This is a genomic window from Pseudomonas sp. WS 5027, from assembly GCF_012985695.1.
GTDB classification, from domain to species: Bacteria; Pseudomonadota; Gammaproteobacteria; order Pseudomonadales; family Pseudomonadaceae; genus Aquipseudomonas; species Aquipseudomonas hygromyciniae.
The window spans coordinates 12,681-34,895 of sequence record NZ_JAAQWU010000013.1 but is presented as its reverse complement, the minus strand read 5'-3'; the positions used below and the strand labels follow the sequence as shown (position 1 = coordinate 34,895).

General features: G+C 54.0%; 36 protein-coding genes. 27 read left to right on the top strand and 9 right to left on the bottom strand.

What is annotated here, in order from left to right; translation table 11 throughout:
- The first annotated feature begins 8 nt into the window (after positions 1 to 8).
- The 4 genes from HBO09_RS16865 to HBO09_RS16850 all read left to right on the top strand — a co-directional run bounded on the left by HBO09_RS16865 (position 9) and on the right by HBO09_RS16850 (position 2,327).
- Positions 9 to 188: a hypothetical protein gene (locus HBO09_RS16865; protein ID WP_169995629.1), complete on the top strand. Its 180-nt coding sequence runs from the start codon at positions 9 to 11 to the stop codon at positions 186 to 188.
- Positions 189 to 197: 9 nt separating this feature from the next.
- On the top strand, positions 198 to 998 hold the full coding sequence (locus HBO09_RS16860; protein WP_262381258.1) for a phosphoadenosine phosphosulfate reductase family protein: 801 nt from the start codon (positions 198 to 200) through the stop codon (positions 996 to 998).
- A gap of 326 nt (positions 999 to 1,324) precedes the next feature.
- Complete coding sequence (locus HBO09_RS16855) at positions 1,325 to 1,651, top strand: hypothetical protein (RefSeq protein WP_169995631.1); 327 nt, start codon at positions 1,325 to 1,327, stop codon at positions 1,649 to 1,651.
- A 406-nt stretch (positions 1,652 to 2,057) separates the two neighbouring features.
- Entirely contained in the window at positions 2,058 to 2,327 is a 270-nt protein-coding gene (locus HBO09_RS16850; RefSeq protein WP_170060924.1) for a hypothetical protein, read from the top strand.
- Between the two features lie 140 nt (positions 2,328 to 2,467).
- On the opposite strand, the gene HBO09_RS16845 is transcribed toward HBO09_RS16850, so the two are convergent.
- From HBO09_RS16845 to HBO09_RS16835, 3 genes are all read right to left on the bottom strand, one after another.
- Positions 2,468 to 3,301: a hypothetical protein gene (locus HBO09_RS16845; RefSeq protein WP_169995635.1), complete on the bottom strand. Its 834-nt coding sequence runs from the start codon at positions 3,299 to 3,301 to the stop codon at positions 2,468 to 2,470.
- Positions 3,302 to 3,392: 91 nt separating this feature from the next.
- Positions 3,393 to 3,758 (bottom strand): hypothetical protein, encoded by a 366-nt coding sequence (locus HBO09_RS16840; protein ID WP_169995637.1) that lies wholly within the window; start codon positions 3,756 to 3,758, stop codon positions 3,393 to 3,395.
- A gap of 359 nt (positions 3,759 to 4,117) precedes the next feature.
- The gene (locus HBO09_RS16835) at positions 4,118 to 4,342 is read right to left on the bottom strand and encodes a hypothetical protein (RefSeq protein ID WP_169995639.1); all 225 of its coding nucleotides are present in this window, start codon (positions 4,340 to 4,342) and stop codon (positions 4,118 to 4,120) included.
- Positions 4,343 to 4,497: 155 nt separating this feature from the next.
- Between HBO09_RS16835 and HBO09_RS16830 the strand changes: the two genes are divergently transcribed.
- From HBO09_RS16830 to HBO09_RS16810, 5 genes are all read left to right on the top strand, one after another.
- Positions 4,498 to 4,689 (top strand): hypothetical protein, encoded by a 192-nt coding sequence (locus HBO09_RS16830; protein WP_169995641.1) that lies wholly within the window; start codon positions 4,498 to 4,500, stop codon positions 4,687 to 4,689.
- 58 nt (positions 4,690 to 4,747) lie between these two features.
- Complete coding sequence (locus HBO09_RS16825) at positions 4,748 to 5,530, top strand: hypothetical protein (protein ID WP_262381257.1); 783 nt, start codon at positions 4,748 to 4,750, stop codon at positions 5,528 to 5,530.
- 233 nt (positions 5,531 to 5,763) lie between these two features.
- On the top strand, positions 5,764 to 6,009 hold the full coding sequence (locus tag HBO09_RS16820) for a hypothetical protein (protein ID WP_169995643.1): 246 nt from the start codon (positions 5,764 to 5,766) through the stop codon (positions 6,007 to 6,009).
- An 11-nt stretch (positions 6,010 to 6,020) separates the two neighbouring features.
- On the top strand, positions 6,021 to 6,446 hold the full coding sequence (locus HBO09_RS16815; protein WP_169995645.1) for a PapB/FocB family fimbrial expression transcriptional regulator: 426 nt from the start codon (positions 6,021 to 6,023) through the stop codon (positions 6,444 to 6,446).
- 134 nt (positions 6,447 to 6,580) lie between these two features.
- Complete coding sequence (locus tag HBO09_RS16810; protein WP_169995647.1) at positions 6,581 to 6,877, top strand: hypothetical protein; 297 nt, start codon at positions 6,581 to 6,583, stop codon at positions 6,875 to 6,877.
- Positions 6,878 to 6,949: 72 nt separating this feature from the next.
- On the opposite strand, the gene HBO09_RS16805 is transcribed toward HBO09_RS16810, so the two are convergent.
- Genes HBO09_RS16805 through HBO09_RS16790 form a run of 4 tightly spaced genes read right to left on the bottom strand, consistent with a single transcriptional unit; the run spans position 6,950 to position 10,074 of the window.
- Positions 6,950 to 7,504, bottom strand: coding sequence for a hypothetical protein (locus tag HBO09_RS16805; RefSeq protein ID WP_169995649.1), 555 nt, complete (start codon positions 7,502 to 7,504; stop codon positions 6,950 to 6,952).
- Positions 7,501 to 8,208, bottom strand: coding sequence for a hypothetical protein (locus HBO09_RS16800; RefSeq protein WP_170060923.1), 708 nt, complete (start codon positions 8,206 to 8,208; stop codon positions 7,501 to 7,503). Before HBO09_RS16800 ends, HBO09_RS16805 begins: the two co-directional genes overlap by 4 nt.
- Positions 8,209 to 8,212: 4 nt before the next feature.
- Positions 8,213 to 9,781, bottom strand: a complete 1,569-nt coding sequence (locus tag HBO09_RS16795; protein ID WP_169995653.1) for a hypothetical protein — start codon at positions 9,779 to 9,781, stop codon at positions 8,213 to 8,215.
- Positions 9,775 to 10,074: a hypothetical protein gene (locus HBO09_RS16790; protein ID WP_169995654.1), complete on the bottom strand. Its 300-nt coding sequence runs from the start codon at positions 10,072 to 10,074 to the stop codon at positions 9,775 to 9,777. The genes HBO09_RS16795 and HBO09_RS16790 overlap by 7 nt, the downstream gene beginning before the upstream one ends.
- A gap of 359 nt (positions 10,075 to 10,433) precedes the next feature.
- On the opposite strand from HBO09_RS16790, the gene HBO09_RS16785 reads away from it, so the two are divergent.
- Both HBO09_RS16785 and HBO09_RS16780 read left to right on the top strand, forming a co-directional pair.
- Entirely contained in the window at positions 10,434 to 10,829 is a 396-nt protein-coding gene (locus tag HBO09_RS16785; RefSeq protein ID WP_169995656.1) for a hypothetical protein, read from the top strand.
- Between the two features lie 141 nt (positions 10,830 to 10,970).
- Positions 10,971 to 11,339, top strand: coding sequence for a hypothetical protein (locus HBO09_RS16780; RefSeq protein ID WP_169995658.1), 369 nt, complete (start codon positions 10,971 to 10,973; stop codon positions 11,337 to 11,339).
- 291 nt (positions 11,340 to 11,630) lie between these two features.
- Here the strand turns inward: HBO09_RS16780 and HBO09_RS16775 are convergent, their stop codons facing one another.
- Together HBO09_RS16775 and HBO09_RS16770 are read right to left on the bottom strand one after the other, a co-directional pair.
- The gene (locus tag HBO09_RS16775) at positions 11,631 to 12,110 is read right to left on the bottom strand and encodes a hypothetical protein (RefSeq protein WP_169995659.1); all 480 of its coding nucleotides are present in this window, start codon (positions 12,108 to 12,110) and stop codon (positions 11,631 to 11,633) included.
- 128 nt (positions 12,111 to 12,238) lie between these two features.
- On the bottom strand, positions 12,239 to 12,454 hold the full coding sequence (locus HBO09_RS16770) for a hypothetical protein (RefSeq protein ID WP_169995661.1): 216 nt from the start codon (positions 12,452 to 12,454) through the stop codon (positions 12,239 to 12,241).
- Between the two features lie 731 nt (positions 12,455 to 13,185).
- Between HBO09_RS16770 and HBO09_RS16765 the strand changes: the two genes are divergently transcribed.
- From HBO09_RS16765 to HBO09_RS16690, 16 genes are all read left to right on the top strand, one after another.
- The gene (locus HBO09_RS16765; RefSeq protein ID WP_169995663.1) at positions 13,186 to 14,166 is read left to right on the top strand and encodes a hypothetical protein; all 981 of its coding nucleotides are present in this window, start codon (positions 13,186 to 13,188) and stop codon (positions 14,164 to 14,166) included.
- 324 nt (positions 14,167 to 14,490) lie between these two features.
- Entirely contained in the window at positions 14,491 to 15,072 is a 582-nt protein-coding gene (locus HBO09_RS16760) for a hypothetical protein (protein WP_169995665.1), read from the top strand.
- A gap of 106 nt (positions 15,073 to 15,178) precedes the next feature.
- Complete coding sequence (locus HBO09_RS16755; protein ID WP_169995667.1) at positions 15,179 to 15,430, top strand: hypothetical protein; 252 nt, start codon at positions 15,179 to 15,181, stop codon at positions 15,428 to 15,430.
- Positions 15,431 to 15,486: 56 nt separating this feature from the next.
- Positions 15,487 to 15,735 (top strand): hypothetical protein, encoded by a 249-nt coding sequence (locus tag HBO09_RS16750; protein WP_169995669.1) that lies wholly within the window; start codon positions 15,487 to 15,489, stop codon positions 15,733 to 15,735.
- 40 nt (positions 15,736 to 15,775) lie between these two features.
- Positions 15,776 to 16,303, top strand: coding sequence for a hypothetical protein (locus HBO09_RS16745; RefSeq protein WP_169995671.1), 528 nt, complete (start codon positions 15,776 to 15,778; stop codon positions 16,301 to 16,303).
- 115 nt (positions 16,304 to 16,418) lie between these two features.
- Positions 16,419 to 16,967, top strand: a complete 549-nt coding sequence (locus HBO09_RS16740) for a lasso peptide biosynthesis protein (protein WP_170060922.1) — start codon at positions 16,419 to 16,421, stop codon at positions 16,965 to 16,967.
- Positions 16,968 to 17,186: 219 nt separating this feature from the next.
- Positions 17,187 to 17,672 (top strand): thermonuclease family protein, encoded by a 486-nt coding sequence (locus HBO09_RS16735; protein ID WP_222933922.1) that lies wholly within the window; start codon positions 17,187 to 17,189, stop codon positions 17,670 to 17,672.
- A 123-nt stretch (positions 17,673 to 17,795) separates the two neighbouring features.
- Positions 17,796 to 18,371 carry a DNA-binding protein gene (locus tag HBO09_RS16730; RefSeq protein ID WP_170060921.1) on the top strand — a complete coding sequence of 192 codons (576 nt, stop codon included), beginning with the start codon at positions 17,796 to 17,798 and terminating at the stop codon, positions 18,369 to 18,371.
- Positions 18,372 to 18,493: 122 nt separating this feature from the next.
- Entirely contained in the window at positions 18,494 to 18,886 is a 393-nt protein-coding gene (locus tag HBO09_RS16725; protein WP_169995677.1) for a hypothetical protein, read from the top strand.
- A 53-nt stretch (positions 18,887 to 18,939) separates the two neighbouring features.
- Complete coding sequence (locus HBO09_RS16720; RefSeq protein WP_169995679.1) at positions 18,940 to 19,227, top strand: hypothetical protein; 288 nt, start codon at positions 18,940 to 18,942, stop codon at positions 19,225 to 19,227.
- Between the two features lie 148 nt (positions 19,228 to 19,375).
- Positions 19,376 to 19,804: a phage protein NinX family protein gene (locus HBO09_RS16715; RefSeq protein WP_169995681.1), complete on the top strand. Its 429-nt coding sequence runs from the start codon at positions 19,376 to 19,378 to the stop codon at positions 19,802 to 19,804.
- A 17-nt stretch (positions 19,805 to 19,821) separates the two neighbouring features.
- Entirely contained in the window at positions 19,822 to 20,154 is a 333-nt protein-coding gene (locus tag HBO09_RS16710; RefSeq protein ID WP_262381256.1) for a hypothetical protein, read from the top strand.
- Positions 20,154 to 20,375, top strand: a complete 222-nt coding sequence (locus HBO09_RS16705) for a TrfB-related DNA-binding protein (RefSeq protein ID WP_169995683.1) — start codon at positions 20,154 to 20,156, stop codon at positions 20,373 to 20,375. The genes HBO09_RS16710 and HBO09_RS16705 overlap by 1 nt, the downstream gene beginning before the upstream one ends.
- Before the next feature lie 70 nt (positions 20,376 to 20,445).
- The gene (locus tag HBO09_RS16700; protein WP_169996024.1) at positions 20,446 to 20,784 is read left to right on the top strand and encodes a hypothetical protein; all 339 of its coding nucleotides are present in this window, start codon (positions 20,446 to 20,448) and stop codon (positions 20,782 to 20,784) included.
- A gap of 142 nt (positions 20,785 to 20,926) precedes the next feature.
- A complete protein-coding gene (locus tag HBO09_RS16695) occupies positions 20,927 to 21,499 on the top strand; it encodes a hypothetical protein (RefSeq protein ID WP_169995685.1) in 573 nt (190 codons plus the stop codon).
- A gap of 307 nt (positions 21,500 to 21,806) precedes the next feature.
- A complete protein-coding gene (locus HBO09_RS16690; RefSeq protein ID WP_169995687.1) occupies positions 21,807 to 22,163 on the top strand; it encodes a hypothetical protein in 357 nt (118 codons plus the stop codon).
- Positions 22,164 to 22,215: the final 52 nt, after the last annotated feature.

Genomic DNA, 22,215 nt, shown 5'->3' with positions numbered 1-22,215 from the left:
TGCGAACCATGGCATCTAAAACCAAAATCGTTCAGCCTGGCGGGCTCAATAAGCGGCTGATTGCCACAATTAAGGCCGCAGTGAAGAGTTCGGCGGTGACCCATACCTGCGACTGGCTGGTCAGTGAGGGGTACGCATCCGATGCCGCGCACGCTCGCGAGCTGGTTAGTTCCGCTCTCAACGCTTAGGAAATCGTCATGAGTCGCCAGTTGAAGATGCTGTTTGGCAATGAAACGGGTAATCGCGCGCCTTGGGAAGATGAGGTTGATCAGCTGATCGAGGGGGGCGCTCTGTTTGTAGCGAATCACTCGGGCGGGAAAGATTCCCAAGTGCAACTGATCCGCTTACTGGAGCGAGTCCCTGCTTCGCAACTTGTTGTAGTTCATGCCTCGCTTGGGGCGATGGAGTGGCCGGGCGCGATGGAGCTAGCACGTGATCAAGCTGCTGAAGCTAAACTTCCATTTATTGTGGCTACAGCAGCAAAGACACTGTTGGAAATGGTCGAGCGCCGGTTTCAAAGTCGCCCGGAAGTGCCAAGTTGGCCATCAGCCTCAACTCGCCAGTGCACCAGTGATTTGAAGCGCGGCCCGATTCAGCGCGAAGTAAGACGCTATGCAAAGGCTAATGGATTCAAGACCATCGTGAACTGCTTGGGGTTGCGGGCCCAGGAATCGCCGGGGCGTGCCAAGCGTTCCGCATTCAGCCGCATGGCGATAAGCAACTCAGTACATACATGGTTCGAATGGCTTCCTGTTCATGACATGGGCGCGACTGAGGTATTTGAAGCCATCGCAATGGCTGGCCAGGAGCCCCACTACGCCTATGCGTTGGGCAATGATCGTCTGAGTTGCGTGTTTTGCATAATGGCGTCCAGGGCAGACCTAAAGAACGGTCGTGTTGCTCGCCCAGAGCTGTTCAGCCAGTACGTCGAAATGGAGCAGCGCACCGGCTACACCATGCACATGAACCGTATCCCGCTTGTTGAATTGGCGGCATAAACGAAACACAAACAGTTAAAGGCGAACGCACCAGGTACACCACAAGCCCAGCCGTAAAACGCTGGGCCGGGGCCGTAGAGGCGGGTGTGATTTGCGCCCGTGAACAATTCGGAATGCTGTCGATGAAACCAAGATCCACGTTTTTTACGACTCTCAACCTGTTGGTTATTTTTTCGGCTGGATCGGCTGTAAGTTGCCTGACCATACAAAGAGCATTCGCGATCGACTGGATTTTTGGTGTGGGTTCTGTGGGTATGGCAGCTGTCTTTAACATGGCCTTCAAGGGCCTCCACGCCGAAGCCCGGACGTAAAGGAAAAGTAGAGCCATGTTCTATCAAAGCGTTAAAAAGGCATACGAAGCGGGTAATGTGCAGGTGGGGCTGCCAGCCTACGGTCATGGAGATCGCGTCACCATCGAGGCGACCGGCCTCACAAGATTGAAGGCAGCGTTTCTCACAAGCAAGGAGCGGCAGAAACTGGGCGAAGAAGTCAAAGACGAATGGATCGCCGCCCTGAAGGGCAGCAATCAAAAATGTCCTGAATGTGAGGGAACAGGAGCCATTCGGTTCGTGGGGCAAGAGGCCAATACTCCTGATTTACATTGCCCTTGGTGCCATGGCGACGGCAAGGTTTTTGTCGCAGACGATGAGTGAACGGAAAGCCATGAGCAACCCACGCAAACAGCGTAAAGCGCAGATCAAATCTGCGCGATTGGCCGTAGCGAACAGATGGTATTGGCGCTGGCTGCCCAACCGCAGTTGGCAAGCGATCATGTTTGTAGGCCTTGGCTCGGCAGCCATGATTTTGTTGATCAGTTGGGCGCGAGGTCTACCGTCTGACTTGAACATGCGCGCAGCGGTAGTTGCCGCCCTTTGGTTGGCCTTTGCCGCACTGGTTTGGGCTAGAGATCGAGCGCTGGCCCAGTCACCCAGGTAACGCGGAATACACTGCGGATCTGCCGCCCAGGTATACCAAAAGCCCAGCCGTTAAACGTTGGGCTAAATGCTTAGAAGGATGTCCCTCTGGCGTCCACTCCATCGAAGAAAAGGACTTAAAAACATGCTCCCAATAGATGCAATCATTGGTCTGCGATTTACCCAGGCACACCCGTTCGTAACTGGCGTTGTCATCGCTGTGCTGATTGCCCTGGCCATGCTCGCTGCCATTCGTAGCCGCCGTTGCCCCCAGCAGAAGAAAGCTTTGCGTGCTGTATCCCTCGCTCTGATGATCGGCGCCGCAGGTTTTTTTTCGTGGGCATATAACACTCGTGGCCCAGGCCTGTTCGAACATGCGGCAAAGTTTGCCGACCAGGTATCTACTGAGCAGTAAGCCACGCAGGTTTCATCCGCTATTGGCTTTACAGGCTCGCGGTCTTGTCTGACCCGATCTGTTTCTCGGGCTTTAGTTTCGGTCGCTGCGCAGCGTAGAAACAAACCAGGTACTGCCTACCAGCTTCTGAGGCAGCATTTTCAGTTCGTGAGCAAGTCAGGTTGTGTTGTGCTCGATGCCCCGCTGAGAAGTGACGGGCCGCGCCCTTCAATTGCAGCGAGTACGTTTGCCTCATCGCCGAAGAAGTTCTTGAAGCGACGGCCAATCTCACACATGGCCAGCATGCTCTCGAAGAAGAACTTTGCGGCCTCTTCAGTCAGCGGCATGTGTTTCAAGAACTTCGCCTCTTTGGGTTGGCTCAGGCCGCAGAAACCCACTAGACGACGCGCCCAATCCATTTCCTGAGGAATCGCTGAGTCCGAGTACAGTCGCACGTATGTGACCGTGTCACCGCTGGCGCGGCGGTAGGTGACACGCTTGTATACGGCGGCGAAAACCCCCACTGAGTAATGATCAACTTGACCACCGCTGCCAGTGATCCGCGTACCTTCACGCCCATTGTGTTCAGCCCACTTGCCACCCGCGTCATGCTGCGCGCCAGGCGCTCTACCGTTCTCGCAGATGCTGCCATCTGGTCGAATAAAATAGCTGACTTCGGCGAACCAGTCGTAGCAGATCAGCAATTCCGTGATCTCCTCCGCCTTGTAGTACTCGGCATGGGCAGCATTCACGTATACGAGCAAATCTGCTTTGGACGGTGCGTATGCTCTGTGGTTGACCTTAAGCCTGCGCGTGTACCGAATTGGTTGACGCTGATTGAAAGGTTTCCCTACAGCATCCAGCGTTGTAACCAGGTAATCAGGCACCGTACAACTGAATTCACCATCTGTGCTGACGTGAATTTCGCTTTCAAACTTGTATCGCTGACCATCAGCAGTGGACACGCTGAATGTGTGATTCGTGAGCTTGGGCATGAGTTGCGCCTCTTACTTCGACGGTACGTGTGGAGTGTCGGTACTGATGAACCCTTCCTCGGCAGATCCGGGCCACTCTTTGCGTATCAAGTTATTGGTAAAGGCCCTTTGGGCCTGAGTTGGCTTGCTGAGCGCGCTTTTCCATTTCGCGGAATGCGGCCATGTCGGTGACGGGCACTCCCCCGCTCCCCCCGCCTTTGCGCACCTGCAGGTGCTCAAGGCTCTCTGGGTTCGCTGCTTGGAAGCAAAAACCCTGTTCGCACTTCTCATACCACGTGACGTCATCTTCAACGATGGTGCGCCGGGTTGTCGGTTTCGCCTCTTGAGCTGCGAGCAAGGCCATTCCTGCGGCATAAGCCTTCTGATCGCGATAATCCATCCACGCGTTGTAACCCAGTCCACTGATGACGGTGACCGCAAACAAGGCGGCAAGCGTGTACATATTGGTGGTTTTCATTGCCCTTAATCCCCGGAGGCCTGCTTGAATGACTATTTTATTGGGCGCTATTCTGCGCTTCCCGCTACCGACGAGGCCCCGCAATGCGAGGCTACTTTGCTTCAGGAACTGGCGGAGGGTATAGCGCGATGTAGCGCGTGCGGCAGTCTTGAGTGCAAAAGGCCTGCTTCCCTTCAAACGACCAGCCCTCTTTAACGGCCTGTTCCTTCATTTGCTTAATTCTCACCCGACCTGCAGTTCATTCGGCTGCTGTAGTCGTTGAGCAGATAGCGCACACCAGATCAACCCAAAACACGGTTTGCGTGGCCTGATCCCTCAGGTAGGCCTTAGGGGGCGCTGCTTTGTCCACAAGAATTTCCCTATTCGATCAGTGGGTTAAGGGCCTGTTCAAGGCGGTTCGCCATGTCATGCGACTCTTGCCGAAAGCAAGCCAGGCTGTGCTGCGCTGCTTCGGCAAAACTGGTAAGTCCTGCTTCAAAATCTTCAAGCCCGTGAGCATCGCCGCCCGTGAAGCAGGCGAATTCAGTAAACCATGCGCGCTGCGCTTCAATGATCTTTATGGGGGCCTCGCTTCGCTTTGCCATCAATACCTCGGGTGATTCGCTTCGGAAGCCAATCATTAACCATTTACGGTAAATAGCACAAGATATATTTTACCCCTAACGGTAAATTTACGACTTGTGCGATTTACCCTTTTGGGTAAACTATTGTTCTTGAAATGGCAGCCAGAGCAGTCAGCATGGGAACCACCTACAAAGTCAAAGTCACCGAAACCGTTACTCGCACCATTGTGCTTGAGGTGACAGCAAAGAGCGCAACTGATGCTGACGCTATAGCGATCCGCGAGGCTCGTGACATCCAGCCGGCTGACTGGGATTACGCCTGGGAAGCGCCGGTCACCTCGAATAGCGAAGTGATTTCTTCCAATTAACTTAGCGGGCTCGGGTGTTCGAGCCCACTACCCTGGCATCGAAAGAAAGGAATCAAGTATGGAATTCGTTTGGGACTTGGCATTTCACTCTGGCATGACTGCTAAGTCAGACCTGCGCGCAGCCGTCGAAGAGGGTGTACCTGTTGGTGTAGTCGCCACCTTACTGGATCTGCCAAAGGTGTATTTGACGCTGCCGCGACACCTCGATAATGGGGGGGCAGTGTTTGTTGACTCCGGCGCTTTTGCAGCCTTTCAGAAGGGTGAGACGGTGAACTGGAGTCGCGTTTTCCAAATCTACGAAAGCGTCCTCATGATGACCAGCAAGCCGGAAGGGCTCAGCATCGTAGCGCCCGACGTGATCGGCGATCAGGCCGCAACGCTTGAGCTGTGGGCAAAGCACAAAGAGCAGGTCGGAACCTGGATAGCCGCAGGTGCTCGGGTTATCGTTCCGCTTCAGTGTGGTGATCTGAGCGCTGGCCAGCTACTCGATGCGGCAAAGGATATCTTCGGAACTGCGCGTTTCTGTGCGGGTATTCCTTCAAACCTTGCCGCCATGGGCGCCGACGATGCCGCCACACTGCTCCACACAGACTTCCATATTCTCGGTCGCGTTATCATCACGGACGATTTAAGGGCGAAGTTATCGGCGCTGCTGGCCAACAACCCAAATGCCACATACACATCCGACGCCAACTGGCTCCGTAGTCGCCTGAAAGAAATCAGCCAAGCAAGAAGCGTGGCGCCCCCCAATCCGCTTTGCAGACCGATTGATTCATCTCGCACCCGTGCAGTGCGCGCAGTACTCCAAGTGGATGCCTATCAGTACAAAAAACGGGCTTAACAGCCCGCTTCTAATTCCCTTATCCCAGTGCACGCTCCAAATTGATGGTGGCATCAGCCGGATTAACGCGGCGCTTGATAGCCAGGCTATGGCGTCACAAGATCAGCCGAGCAGCAAAACACCAGGCCTTCGGAAGGAAAGATTAATTTACCAAGGATGGTAAAATAACAATCCGCTAATTAGCTCTTTATGGTAAATTTGAGTCTGTTGACTTTTTAGGCAGGCACACCCAGATGGTTTTGATTTGCGCGTTTGGCACCGCACCTGAGCAAGCCGCTAACGGTTACACCCTCGAAACCGTTGTGACGGGTACGGACGACGAACTGCTGGCCAGCTACGCAGAGCAAGATGTGCGTCTTGTCCGAGGCCCTGTGATTTCCGTCATGAAGGGCCAGTATCAGTTCGCTGTTTTTAAGCCGAGCGTTGGTGTAGTGCCTGAATTTACCAATCGGGGTAAACTTATGGTTTTACGAAAATGAAGAGTATTGAGATGGTCGATGAAGTAGTAGGCCTCAAGCCAGGAAAAGTTAGCAATTTGCACTTCGAAATGCTTCTTGATGGTACTGCCATTCGGGGCAAGGAAATCATCGAGGCTCTGCGCGACTATCTTGTCAATGCCGTGCCGCTGACGGATGCCTGGAAGAAGTACGACCTCAACCCGAGTCAGTTTTACCGACGGCTCAAGGTTCTTCAAAATGAAAGCCTTCGCGCTCAGGCTTTGAGCAGGTTCTACAAGCCATCTACCGAATCCACTTACCTAGAAATTCTCAAATCCAACCTTGCTGAAGAGGTGGAAAATAAGCGGAAAGAAGCTGAAAAAGCCCGCCTGGAGGGAGATATGGAGAAAGCTGAACGATGCACTGGGTTAGCACAGTTCTGCCAGGAACGAGCGGACAATCTGTCCGCGCAAAGTTGACGTGCATTTAGCCTATGCGACTGTTTGTGGTGCTTTGGTAGGTGTGATTTTGATCCAGGCTGGGCCTATTGAGCGCGATAATGCAGCCACAAATTGAGCACGTGAGTATCTACGCTTAGATATAGGAGTCGAGCATGGCCAAGGTTGCGTACGATGTTGCGTATAGGGATCACCAGTACCTTTGGGCTATAGGGTCTGCGTACGACATGACCGGTGGCTATGTAGATCAGGATGATCTGAAACGAATGTTGAAGACGCCAACGAAAACAATGGCCGCCAAATGCTTGAGTAACCAAATCAACTACTGGTTCCACAGCGGCACCGAACAGGGCGGTAATCAGCAGGTCGAAGGGCTTCTCGAAACAGACCCTATGGTTCGGGCTATTTACGAGCGGCACGTAGAGACGCTCTCTGACGCTGATGACGACTGATAGGTATAGTCGCCCTACATCTTCGCATCGGCGTGACCGCCCCTGCTCGCAGATGATACCGAGCGCCCGCGGTTAAACGTGCTGCCAGTCCTCATCCGCCTCGGCAGCTGCTGCATCTACTCGATCCTTAGACGCCTTTTGCGCTGCCAGAAGCTGAGTCATACGTCCCGCTGGCCTGAGGGCCATGTGCAAGGCAATAGCTTCCTGCTGCCCCGCCTCCCAGGCTTCACGCAACGCGTCAACACTTCCTATAAGGCGCGGAATGTCGCACTCGTTGAATGTAAGCGCCCCCATGTAGCGTGCCCTATCCAAAATTTGTTTCGCACTGACGCCGACTTGAGAAAACACTAGACGCTCGAAGTCACCTCTGAGGTCGATCATGTCGTTCAGCGAGGGCTCCACTGGAAGACCCAACTGTGGGAGAGGATCAGTGCCCCACGGCTTGCCGCTGAACAACCGTTTCTTGTATTCGGCCATCACCCACGCAAAGGATGGCCCATGGCTCAACGCCGTTTCATGCAAAGCTTCATGGCTCACCTCGCCAGCCCAGTAAACCTGAGGAGCGTCAGACCAGCTCGAAAACCAATTGTGTTGCACCAACTCCTTATAGAACTCAACAACATTCATTGCACTTCACCTGCCTGCTTACAAGGTTCGCTAACTGGCGGATGCCAGTGCTGTCCAATAGGACCAGCAGACCATCGAGGAGCCGCCCCACAATCCACACCGGACTCCAATAGCTCGGGCGAACATGGGCGCCAGCCAGCTGGCGGGATTGGGTCAGCTTTGGCGTCCGTCCAGGTGGCTTGATCCATCATGGCCAGAGGATGGTAGCGGGGCCCGATGTCCGCCTTTTCAACGATGCGGACGAGCGAGAAGCCTGGCTTCACCCAGCGCTGAAATTCAGGGGTGTCGCAAAGGTCATCAGAGGGATCAAGACCGATCTCCCAGGTGTTACCTTCTGACTGCCACTCCAAACACAAGGGATCGAAGGTGGGAAGCTCTTCAAACAGGTGCCAGCAGCCGCCAGGCCCATCAATGCCGTCGTCCATAGCACAATATGCCGGTTTGAATGCATCGCCGAGCGCGGCGTGTCGGAGGCCGAGTTGCCCAAGCGTTGCCTCGGGCAGGTCGCGGATGCTGGCAACTGAAGTGGCAGAATTCGAAATCGCAAAGTCCACTTCATGGGGCCCCTCGACAGATACTGTCAGCTTGAACGCTGGGAAGCCCCTCGGTAGGCGACATTTGGAGTCCATCAGACGCAGCCTGAGAGTCCAAGCTCTTTGCCAGCCAAGCCCTTTTGTCAACTGATCGATCAACTGGTTTCCCATCGAGCTACATCCTTGGGCTGTGTGTGTTTACGTTACCGTCGGCAATATTCTCGACTGCCTTTTCTACGTTCTTCAGCATCTGGCCAAACTTTTTGGTCATGTTCCGTCCATGCCCAGCTCCATCTCCTACAGAGGCGTTGTCGGCGAGTTGGGGCTGTCCAACCTCATGCGATTGATGATGCGGGGAGATGAGCCCGTCAAACTGCATGTGCGATAAGAATGCATTGGCTTCAGTTTCAAGCGCGCTGAGAGAAAGAGGGGACTGCTGCGCATAGGCTCCGAGCTTTGGAGCGGTAGGGGTAAAGCTCACATCTAAAAGCTGTACTTTGCGAACCTGCTCTGGGCTGAGAGTCCCACCCAGCTTCGCTGCATATGCTTCTACTCGTTCCAGGGTATAGTTTTTTGATGCCCTAACTGCCTCAGCATTTTGCAGGGCGTTGTCGATTGATCGTTCAAGGACGCGGTTGGCATTTTCAGCAATATTCACCTCGAATTTCTCGCCTCCGAGTCTTGTGAAGGCCCCATGTCCTTGACGAACTATTTCGCCGCCAGAACCTTGGCGAACGAGGGTTCTGTTTGCAAACGCCTCCTTTGCGAAGGCGAGGCGCAGGTGACCGTTAGTACCTGGGTCAAGATCTTGAACAATCTTGACTGCTGAAGCGATCACATCATTGACTGGCATTCCGACAAAGCTATTTGGGTCGAGATTCTCTAGAACAACATCGAGCATCTGAGTGGTGACGTGCGTCATGGCCAAGGTGACCGGGCTACGGTACGCACCAATCGCGTCTACTCCACCTTTGAACGACCCAGTTTTAGACGCGGTATACAGGACAACAGCTAAGTCTGACCGCATTTCTTCTATGCTGGATTTGTAGAGAGGCCCAAGGGTGCCCTCTGGCACAACCATTTCTGTTGCGGGCAGGCAGTGTGTGAGTTCGTGTATCAGCGTTAACGCCTCATGCTGACTCCCTGAGGCAATGTACAGATCCCTAACGCTGTTGATGTATTCGGCAGGCTGGTCACCGTCGGTGAAGCCACGCGAAATGCCTGCGCTTACAACAAAGCAGCTCGAACGCCCATGTTCATCATGAAAACCGACCGATACGCCGCTATTTCGATGGCCATGTTCAGCAACCTTTTTTCCAAATGCAGAAGGCGAAGCCTCACCTAAAGTCACCCCACCAAAATCCAGTGGTAGGGGAATCCCTTTTGCAGCGGCTGACATTCCAGCCATGAAATCACTCAGGTATGCCGAGGTCGAATTCACCACGTTCACCCGCTTCATCTCAGGATCGAGTAACGCCTGATACATAAGGGTGGTGCCATCCGCCGCATAGAGGGCAGATTTGCCATCTGTGCTTCTGTAAACATCTGCCTGCGCCAAGTTCGCGCTGGCGCCCGCCAATGAAAATGCTGGGGCTTGAACGGAAGTCGCTGACGTGCATCCTGTAGTAAGCGCACCAACAATCATGGGGATGGCCAGAGCCGCTACTGCTTTTCCAATCCCCGAAGTTCGATTGGAGAACAGTGATGTTTCACCGCTACCTAGAAAATTGCTGATGTTCAGCATATGCGGAACTCCAACAGCAACGCTTCAGGCTCTTGCTGGGCGGATGCGCGCTGAATGACGTACAGACCCTGTTCACGAATGATCTGGACGTGTCGCGGGGTAACAGCGATCAATACTATTCGCTGAGTTGGCGTCACAATTTCAACATCGAAACCATCCCCGACACCCCGCGCATTCACGTACCCAGGCTCAATCCAAGGATCACCAACAAGCCGCAATAAGGCGCAGCTTTCGCCGGATTCGCTGGGCCCTATATGCAACGCGAAATCAGTGAGCACGCGACGGGTCGTCATAATCCAAGGTCTCCGTATCAGGGGTATTTTCAGTTAGCATCAAGATATAACAAGGTATGTTGTTACGGCATGCTGCAACACAGAAGGGAAAATCGCGACAGCGCAGCTTCTGTTGCGGCCTATTGATCCTGCGGATTGCCAGTTGAGATGCTCGGCGAGAAAGTTTGCTGAAGACGGCTTTCGGCACCCCAGCGATATCCCCCTCCTCAGTCCACATACCCTATTGCACGGTAACCACGCCCTAGCATTGCCAGCTCGTACCGAGCACGCATCATAGGATATTATTATACATAGCATGACGAGCTGCCCGCCAGGCGCTCCGCACGCCTCTCACGACCTACCCTCTGAATGGTGCCAAAATGATTTATTCGTACAAACGGTTCTGCAAAAGCCTGCCCCGGACGCTCATGGGTCGGTTGGCCAGAGCGCTCGCCTGCCTCATTCTCGCCCCGTTTGTGCTCGCCGCTGGGTATGCGGCGATCATTTGCATTGTCGGGGGGCTGTGGCTGCTAGTGGGCCTTCTGGGCGAACCTGCTTCACTCATTCCCTACGCCTTCATCGTGCTGACGTTCATGCTCCTCTGGATCAGCTGGGAGATTTTGCGCAACCGCAAACTGTATCGTAAGTACATGCGCGAGCAAGAACGTGCAGATCTGGAAGCAGTAGTGCTTGCGCCCAAGGAGAGCTTTACGAAGTTTGATTGCAAAATAGCAGCAGAGGCCCTTTATGAGGGACAGCCAAAAGTGATTGTTTAGGGACCGCTACCAGGTAGGGGATAGTCAATCAGCGCAGGACTAAATGGTCAGTTCCATATAAGTTGCGTATTAAGCAACTCGCAACCTTCTAGCGTCATTAATTCAAGTTGCAAAGCACTGGTAATTACACATGGAGCTAGAGTGAACATCCTCATCATTTCGACTATCACTGCTCAGCAGCCTGAGGCACCCAGCCACCTTGTATCAGGATTGAGCAACGATGCCGTTCACTTCAAGGTCTTGCAGCCGCCATACCCGCCTGCTGCGCTTCTAAACCACCTTCTCGCAGAAGAGTGCTCGGACTGGAGCCTGACAACTTACGACCAGGGCACAGGTATAGGGGCTTTCATTTCCATTGATTTAGAAGGCCCTGACGAAGGCGCCGAATTTAATCTTTCAAGTACAACCCCTATTCGCCAAGCAAGCTTTGTAATACAACGCCATCAGACGGAAACAATGCAAACCCTGACATATAACAAGATCTTAGAAGAAGCGGCCGCACCACGATAAATCCTACCAATCACTGGCCCTAAAGGTGCTTGTTGTTAAACACCAATTCTACGACGAGCTTCGACGTGCTGGATGGCGACACCGGCTATCCAGCTTTGAGGATGCAACGACCGGCGCACACAAAGTCGGACGGTGTGAATACTTACTCTTCCGTCATTCCATGGTTTTTCTGTCAGGCATGCGACATGCCGCCCCGCCTAAATCCATGGCTTCGAAGTGGAGTAGAAATGGCATTGTTGTGCCACGGCTTTATGGGATATCGACCTACATCCCCATGTGCAATGCTCGCGTTCAGGCAGCTGAGGATGGTTCCGGCGCCAATCCTTTAAGATCGAAAGAATCTACCGTTGCTGTGCTGTTGATCGAACCAGGTACGTCGATCAGGTTAAAATCCACCATGTGGGGCTGCCCGCGCCCTGTGGGGAGATGGTAATCAAAGACCATAACTTCTGTACCCACAGGAAGCGGCAAGAAGGAGGTGCGCCCTGCTACCGCAACTTTCAGTCGTCCATTGGTTTTGACCCGCGCTGGCAACTTCGACACGTCAACCAGAGGTTCAGGCGCCGTCCAATCATCAGGCTCTGCATCGACCTCGCGTAATAGCTCATACGCGGCAACTTGAGCATCGGTCAGAGGGCCAAAAAATTTTGTGTACTCGTTAAAGTCCAGCGCGATGTACAGCGAACCATCTTCTTCTTTCCAGAGCGCCATTTGCCCGCCGAGGTGGGAAATCTTGGCCCGTGATACCCGTGTTTTCTCGTTCTTTACCATGATCGATGCACCGTATTTTTGGTGCTAAGAAATTCGCACCAGACATTTAGATATTACCCTATATGGTAAATCTATCAAGAATCAATTTACCTTATTTGGTATATCCGTAAGCGCGAGGATCGAGAAGATCACTCCCCTTGAGGCCGTGACTTGTTCAGCTCGCGCTTCAGCTTATTCAGCATGCCGTCAGGGCATTCACCCTCTTCGACCATTCTGAATGCAGCATCAGCAATACCATGCAGGTGGGCAGGAAGTGCGAAGTATCCAGGCGAAAGATTTGCCCGTTCGGCGGGTTCGTCGCTGCTCATGGGTACGCCGAATTGTGGGCGGCGGTTGACCAGCACGTGGCCAACCTTAGGTAGGCCTTACAGATCACATTCGGTTGATACGGATCGCCGTTGCCATCGTGGCTAATCTCGCTTTGAATTCAGCATGCTCAATCTGCTCGGAAGCGCGGCGCGCTTCACGGGTCTGCTCAATGTCCTGCACCAGGCACCAGGAGTGAGAACGTCATCTCAAAGGCGCAGCGATGCCCCGCCCAGCTCGTTATCTCTGCCTGTGCAACAGCTAGGTGCTTACCTTGGCAATGGCTGAGATGCCAGAAGGGGTTGATCGGATTAGGCGCTTAAAGCTGATATCGAATCACTCCCCCCCTCCTCCCGTCCCAGCGCACCGAACCGTTTGATGGAGGCGTTTCAGCACGGCGCGGGCCCAGTACCCGAAGCGCTCATTCAGCGGCATCGATACGCCATCACCAAGCAGCCCTGCTGCAAAGCCTTGGCACCAATACGCCCAGCGATCACAAGTGGTCGGCGCCGGTTCATTACACGCGGCATGAACCTGAGGCGCGACGAACACGTCGTGTGCAGCTCTATCGAACGCGTCAGCGAAGGCGATGCTCAGGGGTCGCTTCATGCGGTGATTCCTAATAGTTGTGGCTCTAGAATTGAAGCTTATATCACGCTTTTACGCATACGTGCCTAGAGGAGTATATTTATCAAAATCATCCTTGCGCTGTACGCCCCTAGGCACGTACACTCGATTTACACAAACACGTACAGCCAGGATCTTCCCCATGGAAAAAGTTATCGCATTCGACGCAGCAAGCATGCAGTTTCGCGTGTACTTCCCGAAGTGCGAGACCATTCTGGCCAGCGTTCGCGCACTGCCTGTTCGCCGGTTCCACAAGGATTGGAACGAACCATATTGGATCGCGGGCGCCGATGTGAACACCGCTTCCGCATTGGCAAATCTCGCCTTTAATAACGACTTCATCGTTTGCAGCGTTGCAGCTGAAAAGATCCAAGCTGCTTTGTCGGGCGTGGCAGAACGCAATATCAAGGGCATGAAAGCTGCGGGCACACTGTCGTGCTTCGAGGTGCGCACCGCGTACAACGAATCAATCGTAGCGATGCTGAAAAGCTGCGCCGCTTCGACAATGGACTCTACCAAAACGTGGAAGCTGCCCGTGCATACCAGCTCGATCAGAATAGTGATCAGCCTTGTGCGTGACTACGGCCTGTCCATCGACCCCAGCGTTCTTGAGTCGGCGCAGAGCGTCCTCAAGAAGAACGCCGCCGATGGATTCATTGATGTATGCCGCGAGGTCGATGCTGTGATCGAGCTGTGCGAATCCCGTATCGCCCAAAGCACCCCTCGTGCTATGCCGCCACTGGCGGTGCTGGACACTTCGATTGTTGCTAACTGGATGCGTGGTAATGCCGCACGCCGCGAGAAGTCAAAAGAGCAGGCATCCGCTAGCCGTACCGGCGCACGCGCAGCGCAGCGCGCTATAGATCGTGGTTTTGAAGAAGAGGCCGCACTCATGAATCGGGAGCAGATCGCAGCAGTGCATCGCAACTTGAAAGCGCTGGCGGGCGTGTGCGATGGCGCAGCTACTCAAGATGATGTTGGCTTCAACGGCCCGGATGCAAAGGTAGGGCGCGGCCTGGCGTTGTTGCCAGTACTGGATTCCCTCCAGGCAGCCTTGGCTCGTGCCATGCTCCAAAAGTACACGCGACAGCTCGGCAAAGAAGCCATCGAGCAGATGTCCTAATTCCCTCTCCGGCGCCTGCGGGCGCCGCTTACTTTTCGCACCCTGTGAGCAGGTTGACCATGCTGTCACTCCTTAAAACTGATCATTCCAACGGGCGCGTTTACTACCGCGACGAATCTCAGCGCCTTGTGTGCTTCCAGAAGACGCAGACGTGGCAGTTTGAGTTGCTGCTCTGCTCGGAGTGCGGCGAGCCCATAAACGTGATGCATCATCAAAGCGTTGACCTGGACTATGTCCCTGCTGGTGACAGCTACACGGCTGGCCAATTCAGGGCGTGGCACATGAGCAACCGGCAAATCGACAAACGCTGAACGAGGAACCTAAATGAACAACAACACGCAATTGAAAGGATTGTTGGCTGCCGTTCCATCCACCATGCTCCGTGCAGGCAAGGTTGGCGGTGACAAGCCGGGACTGCTCGCAGGGGAAACGCCTGTGTGCCGTTTGCCTGAGGGGCCTACGGGCGAAGCGTACGGTGCGTTGCTCATGGGAGCGGTCAATGCCCTACCCAACCTGATCAAAGCGAGCGAACGCCAGGCTGGCTCCGATCAAAGCCCAAACCAGTACACAAAAATCGAGCGCGACCGCATCGAGCAGCAGATTTCTTTGGTGCTGGGTATGCGCCCAGGTGCGAAGGGCTCAAACAGCATCTGGTCGCGCTTGATATGGACAACAATTGAACCGTATCTCGTGCCCCTTCCTACCACCCCACAAGAAGGCGACAACGCTCCACACGCGGCTACTGAGCTTCACGCTGAGCGTATTCGAAAAGAACGCCACGACGCGGTGTTGCACTTCACCTGTTTCATAACAGCCCAGCTTGCGACAACGCCAATAGAAGGTGAGGCAGATGTCACAAAACTGTTTGAGCGCTGGGAGAATGAGCAAATCGCACCCGCCCAGTAACAGCGCGAGTTAACGTTGACCGTGCGGCTCTCCCGCCGTATTTTCCTGACAACGTATTTGTGGTGCTACCAGGTTATCGCTAGATACCACGCTTGAGGATTTGCAAATGACCCCAGACGAGCTGTTCACCTTCGCCATCAAGTTCTGCAAGGACGCGGAAGACGCTGATCAGGGAACTAAGTACCCGACCTTTCGCCAGGTGGCGGGGCGATTCAAGGTTACCTATGACCAGATCGAGCAGGCTTGCGAGGACTGGCAAGGAGATGCCTACATGGCTCCCGCAGTCGGCATTCGCTCGGGCAGCGGGTATGCAACTTTCGCAACGCGGGGCGAACATCTGGTCGAGGCCTACCGCTAAAATTGGTAAAGCGCGAGCCTTACACAGAAGTAACCCAATGAATTTGGAAATTTGTCATGAAAAATGAGCAATTCGACGTACTGGTCAAGCTGATGCGCGGCAACCCGGAATCAGCCGCTAATAAGGCCGCCAGGCGCGTGCTGGTTGATCGCTGGACGCAAGCCGATGCACACCACGAAACACAAGCGACACGCCAAACTGTCAGTGATGCAGTCAAGAAGTACACAGAGGCTTTCGACATGGTGAGCGAGGCATGGGCACCGAAAAAGCGTGCACCAAAGTCAGCTCCTGCTGTGACTGAGTGACCCTGCGCTTCCTCCCACCTGCATCTAAGAGATTGTTGAATTGCCAAGGGATCTGTTACCAAGCGTAGAGAAGGTACGTTCATCGCGCCTGCTGCGCGTTTTCCGCAATGAATACAAACAACTTCAGTTTGATGGCGCACCACCTACCAAGGTGAGCGGGTTTTACTGGATCTACACAAACTACTCCCTCGATGACATAGAAGGTTGTGTTGCCTCCCCCCTTGGAAATGCAATCAACATTCCCCTCATGGCGAAACTACACAGAGGCCTTGGAAATGTATGCGACATCCAGGAGGATGGGTTTCGGCTGGTATACAACGGTATTGCGAGGGCCTCAGTTGGCATCCGTGAACGTCTTGGCCAACACTTCAATGGCGGCGACGGCACGGGCTCATTGCACATCAAACATACGACCCTACATGAACTATCGCGCTGGCGAGTTTCCTTTGTGAGCACCAGCGGCAATGGAGCCATCGCAGCTGATGTAGAGAGCGATTTCGCCCATGCGAAGCACCTTGAGCGCATCTGGCGCCTTGAGCACGGGTGGCCGCTGCTCTGCATGCATTGATTATTGATTCGCACCGAATGTCGCCGCGTAGCGGCGTGGAGGGCAGAGCTATTGCTTGAAGGCATTGTTCGCCATAAACCATCGGCCTCCATCCAGGTAATGCAAGGGATCACTTATGTCGCAAAGGATTATTCAGCAACTCTCTGAAGGCATCGAGCACGGAGAGATACTGCGAAGCACCTATCAAGAACTCATCTCGACAATCGAACGACGACGCTGGGCCGGTGCATGCCATAGCACTGCAGCTGTGCTCTACATTTTGCTCGCAGAGCAGGGTCTTGGCCCAACGCTGTGCTTAGGTGAGGTTCACTCAGGCAACTATCGCTTTGACCACTCGTGGGTTGAGGTCCACGGCCTGATCTACGATCCCGCTGTAGGGTATCCAAGTGAAGAAGGTAAAACAGTAAGTCCACCTGTGTTCGCATCTGCCAGTATTGAAGATGGGGCTCCGACGCACCTGCGATACGGTGCCCCAGGCACGCTTGCAGAAGACGGGCATAAGGTTGCCAGTCGTGACCTCGATGAGTATTCAGATTCGCAACCTCCAGAGTTTGAGATTTGGACTGTGGCCGAGGAAATTGGTGACCGCCTGGGCATGGAGATTTATTGCTCAGAGCTTCGGCAGAATTACGGCGCGATTCGTCGCGAACTTCGCGGTTGCTGATCCCCAGCCTTGTCACCGCTAGAACGCCATGCAGTTGTCCCTCATGGCGTTTTTTCGTTCAGGCGAAGTGCGCAATCAGTATCAAAAACGCGCAAAATTTAACAACATACGATGATATTAGACCTTGTGTTTCTTGTGGCTCAATGCACAATCTCAGCACCATGCTGGGCGCCTGCCATACAGCTTGACGCTCGAAGACCCACCACAGGAACTACAGATATGTACATCCGCTCTGCCTTCGCCCTTACCCTGTTTATGAGCTTGACCCTTACCTCAGTGACAAGTGTTGCTGATACCCGATTTCAGGGGAAGGCAGTTCGTGTTCTCGACGGAGACACCATTGAGGTGTTAGCGGATGGCAATCGAAATGTCCGTGTTCGGCTGGCAAACATTGATGCGCCTGAAAAGACGCAACCATTCGGGCAGAAATCTAAAGAGCACCTGATCGACCTCGTTGCAGGCAAGAATGTCGAAGTCATTGACGTGGGTGGCGACCAATACGGCAGGCGCATTGGCCGCATTCTGGTTGATGGTCAAGAGGCTAATGTTGAGCAGGTACGCTCTGGGCTCGCCTGGGTTTACAGCCGCTACAACCACGACGGCCAGCTGCCCAGCTTAGAGAACACTGCCCGCAGCCAGCGCATAGGCCTCTGGGTAGACCCAAAGCCGCAAGCACCATGGGAGTTTCGTCGCGGACAAAAGTAGCACTGTTCTCATTAGGCAGGCGAAGGCAGTATTCCAGCTTCGCCTGCGATAACGTTGCAGCACCAGGTCGCGATAGCGTAAGTGAAAATGCGGCACGCAAATTAAATTGGCAATGAGGTCACGATGCGCCCAGTCGAAGTCACGACTACCCAGATCATTGTTGCGGGCATCCAGCTCGAAAAAAGTGGTAAAGCAGTTAACGGCACTTCCCTCCGCAAGCACATTGGGGCTGGTAACCCTGCTCGCCTGAAGCGCGTTTGGGATGAATGCGCAGCTACTCGGGGAGTTGCACAGAATGAGCCTTCGTCGATTGATTGCGTCCAAGGTGAAAGCGCCGCCGGACCCTCTGATAGCTCGCAAGACACCAGCTCGCTGACTTCCGAGGTCGCAGCATTGCGCGAGCAGGTAAAAGCCCTGCAAAGCCAGTTGGAGGCGGCTAAAAAGGAAGCGGCCGAACTATCCAGGCAAGCGCAGCAGGCAAACTTGGTTGTTGATGCTGTAACCGACGACCGAAACAGGTTCCAGCTGCGCTGTGCTGAGCTTGAAGGCATGGATAAGTCGCACCAGGTACGCATAGCAGAGTTGAACGCTCGGATCGACGAGCAACGCGGTGAGTTACACCGGGGCTCGCAAGCCCGTATCACACTACAAAAAGCACTCGACGCCCTCCTCCTATCCGCCAAGCCAACCACAATCTAAACGCGGCGAATACCGAGTCATGAACATTCGCCATGGCCTGCATTGCAAATATAACGAGTCAGTGGTATTTTTCCCTAGCTCACTAAAGACTCGCGCCAGCAGGTTGCAGGCCAAGGACAGTTATGCCGAACACTCTTGTCATTTCAGACCTCCAGTCCGGCCCCTATAGCATCCAGCGTATTCAGCAAGGCAAGCAGGTGCTCAGCCGCGCTAGCGGTCGCTTCCAGGCAGTCGTGATTGGTCGGTGCTTACTCAGCTTCACGGAAGACGTTGTACTCAGCTTTGAGTGGTCAGCAGTCGGCCAGAGCAATGACCAAGGCGTTGAGTTCAGCGTGCAAGCACGAGAAGGTTTCGATCCGCAGTTAGATGGCGCTTGTCTTGTTGATGACAGTGGAGTGCCGTTGAGCTGGAGCGAGCAAAGCGCCAGCCTGCTCGCTTTGGTCGGCACCCTCGACTGGTACGAAGCGGTGAAAGACTTGCTCGCAAAGTCATGCCTTGTCGGCGCAGAAGCGTAACGACGGCGCCGAACACCATCACAAAACGAATTTGATTACGAAAGGCACAAGAAATGGAAAGCGCACTCATCGAACAAGTCTGGGCCAAGAATGGCTTTGAACTGATAAACACAGGCGGCAACTGCTGGGCAGCAATTCGCCAAGTTGATGGCGTTGAGTTCTGGCTGACCGATGATAACGAATCCCGCGAGCCCGACCCAGCTGCAAAACTTCTTGTCGGCGCCTACGTGCCAAACAGCGGCGAATGGCTCGAATTCAGCACTGAGGTTGAATCGTTGGTGGATGCACTGCCGCAGCTGACAGAATGGGCTGCAAATTTGGCTGGAAGAATCGAACAATAACACTGAGCAACCATACAAAATGGTTCCAACTACCGCACCTCATTAAACATCACCCACCAGCCCGCACTTGCGGGTTTTGTGGTTAAAAGGCGGCGTTACAGCCTGATGAGATTAGACGCATAAGCGTCACGTGAAAAGGATAACGACGATGAGTCTTTGCGAGTCCATAATTCAGATCGACCAAAGCGAAGGGGCTGCGCTCGATTGGCTTGTTGCGCGTGCCGAACAGGTAAAGGTGTTCGTTTCTACCTCGGCGAGCGGGATAAAGTCTTGCTGGCGACATGACAAGCCCAAGCAGCAATATTCACCTACTTCACGCTGGCGAGAATGCGGGCACCTGCTGGATAAATACGATGTAACCTTTGTTCGCTGTGGTGACATGATCCAAGCCTTTTGCCCGACTGATACTGCGGAGCATCAGGTATCAGCGCTCGGAGCTGATCGCAGGCTGGCTTCCTGCCGCGCAATCGCAAAATCGTTCTTCGGGAGTGTGGCCGTGATTCCATTCGTACTGAGCAATGGCAGCGTTGAACTACAGATCGAGGGCGATACGGGCAAAAACTCATCACAGGACTAGTGTCAGCAGCATTGCTTATGGCCTACCGTGGCCTTGACCCCTCCTCGCCCTTGTTCGTCTCCGGTCGCACAGGCGAAGGGTTAAAAATTAGTGCGCAGCGCCGGGACGGCAAGACCTATTACAGTGCGAACCAGCTCAGCCGGTTGTACACGCGCCTGTTTGGCCTTGCCGGGATCGAGGGAGCCAGTGCGCAGTCAGGGCAGCGCATGCTCGCGGTCAAGCTGAGGCGCCGTGGCATTGATTTGCGACATATCAGCGAGATACTGGGTATCGAGAGCCTGGAAGCGGTGAAAAAGCTCAGTGCGGGCGATCCTGCACGCTTGGGTGACATAGTTCGGAGAATCATTTAATGGCAATTACAGGCGACCAATACGACGCATTGGTTAAGCTCATGCGTGGTGATGCTGGAAGCGCTGGCAATCGCGCTGCACGTAGCGTGCTGGTGGACGGGAAGCAGCAGGCAGAGGCAGTACGCGAGACGGGAGCTAGCCGCAGCACCGTGCACTTGACGGTGAAACGTTACACGGAGGCTTATGAACTGATGCGCGAAGTATTTGCGGGAGACAGTTAAAAAGGCTTTGCGTGTATTACTCTAGAGTAATACAATAGCCTCATTGAAGCGAATCACCGAGGCTCTGAAAATGTCACTTGCTCCCCCAAGCACTGTTTACAAAACCTTGCACCAGTTGACCACCAAGCTCCACGTTTTCAAGTCCCGCGTTGAGTTTGTTGTTCTGGCGTTTAAATACGGTGTGGTAAGCGAAATCACCAATTTCGAGCTTTGGGATCGTGGTTACGAAGGGTTGGGTGAGCGGCAGTTTGATGCCTGCTTTGAAATGGGTGATTCGGAAGACGTGATTGCCGAGCTTGTGCGGACAGCTCGCAAGGAAGGCTTCATCGACAATATCAAGAACTGGTGTGGGAATGAGAGCTTCGCCCGCTGGTGTTCGTATGCTGATCGTCAAGGCGAATTGTTCTAACAACACATCGGCCCGGTTCGCCGGGCCACACCACCTGTTCAAGGAAGTCGCACCAGGTACACACAAAGCCCCGGCCTAAAACCGGGGCCGAGCCAGTAAAAACGTGTCGTATTTATCAACGCGCCTAAAGGAAGTTGTTTGAATGAAGAAAGCTATCGCCGCAGCATCTGCCCTGGCATTGGTCACCCTTGCTGGTTGCTCAGCCAAGGCCCCTGAGCAACGCGAGGTCACGATGGCCTCTACCATCTCCGCGCCGCCACTGTTCTCGGGCCAGATCGGCACTGTATCCAAGAGTGGGCCCAACAAACTCAAAGTGGGCGATTCATTTTCCCAGGTTGGCTTGATGCGTCTTCGCTCGTGCAATACAGACAACACTGACTGCAAGCTTGGGATTGGAAAGCTCAAAAGCCAGGTGACGGTGGTGGCTCTCAATACGGCTAAGGCAACGGTGCTTGTTGACCTTCAGCTTGATGTTGACAGGACGCAAAATGTGGGTACCGAAGCTACAGGTGTCTCATACAACCTGTCTGATAAGGAGCCCACCCTGCATGGCAGTCACGCCAAGTCTGAAACCGTCAGCGTGGACTACAACCGCATTGAGCACTTCGATCTGCCATATGGAGTCGCTTTCAAACTCTGTGTAGAGGCGCAAGATGTCGGCGGGGAAGATTCGGGGAGCGCATGCAATGGTCAAGAAGCGGTTTTGTCGCACTGACCACAGTAGCCAGCGCATCTGACAGCGAAAGAAATATGCCGCTGTCGGTGGCTACAAGCTCGCTTTGATCCGTACCAGCCATAAAAGTGCATGGCATCGCATCATGTGCTGGGCAGGTGACAAGGAGTCTCTTGCACGCGAGGTATCGCTTCTGCGATCTGAGCAACATGCCAAAGACGTGTTGGGTAAGTCTCCCGAACACCGCTTGGCCTTGGAGCGGATTGTAAAGTCGCAGCCGGACGACATTGCTCGAAAAGACAACCTGCTCTCGCTATTGCGCGGCAGCATCGAACCATAGGAAATCGCCATGAAGGACAAAGACCCAATTGCCGAAGCGGCCGCAGCAGCGGCTAAAACTCACCCTCCATTGATGCAGGTAGAGACTCAGGACTTGGCTTCGCTGAAGAGTAGTCAGGCTGCAGAATTTTTACTCTTCGATGTGAAGAAGGCGAGTGCAAATTTTCCTGAGGGTTGGGACTCTTCCATCGGAAGATTCTCATCACAGAACGAGGTAAGTGAGTTCCTCAAGGGCAGACGGATCACAGCTGTCGAATTCACCGACCACTGCACCATCAAATTCGCGCTGGAAGATGGCGTGTGCGTCTCACTAAGGCCTTCTGGCACCGAAGGTGATGACCTGGAATTGACGGTTGAGCAATCCTAGTGCTAGAGCAACAAGAAATCGCAGCAACTTCGGCAACAGACGAATAGGTGTA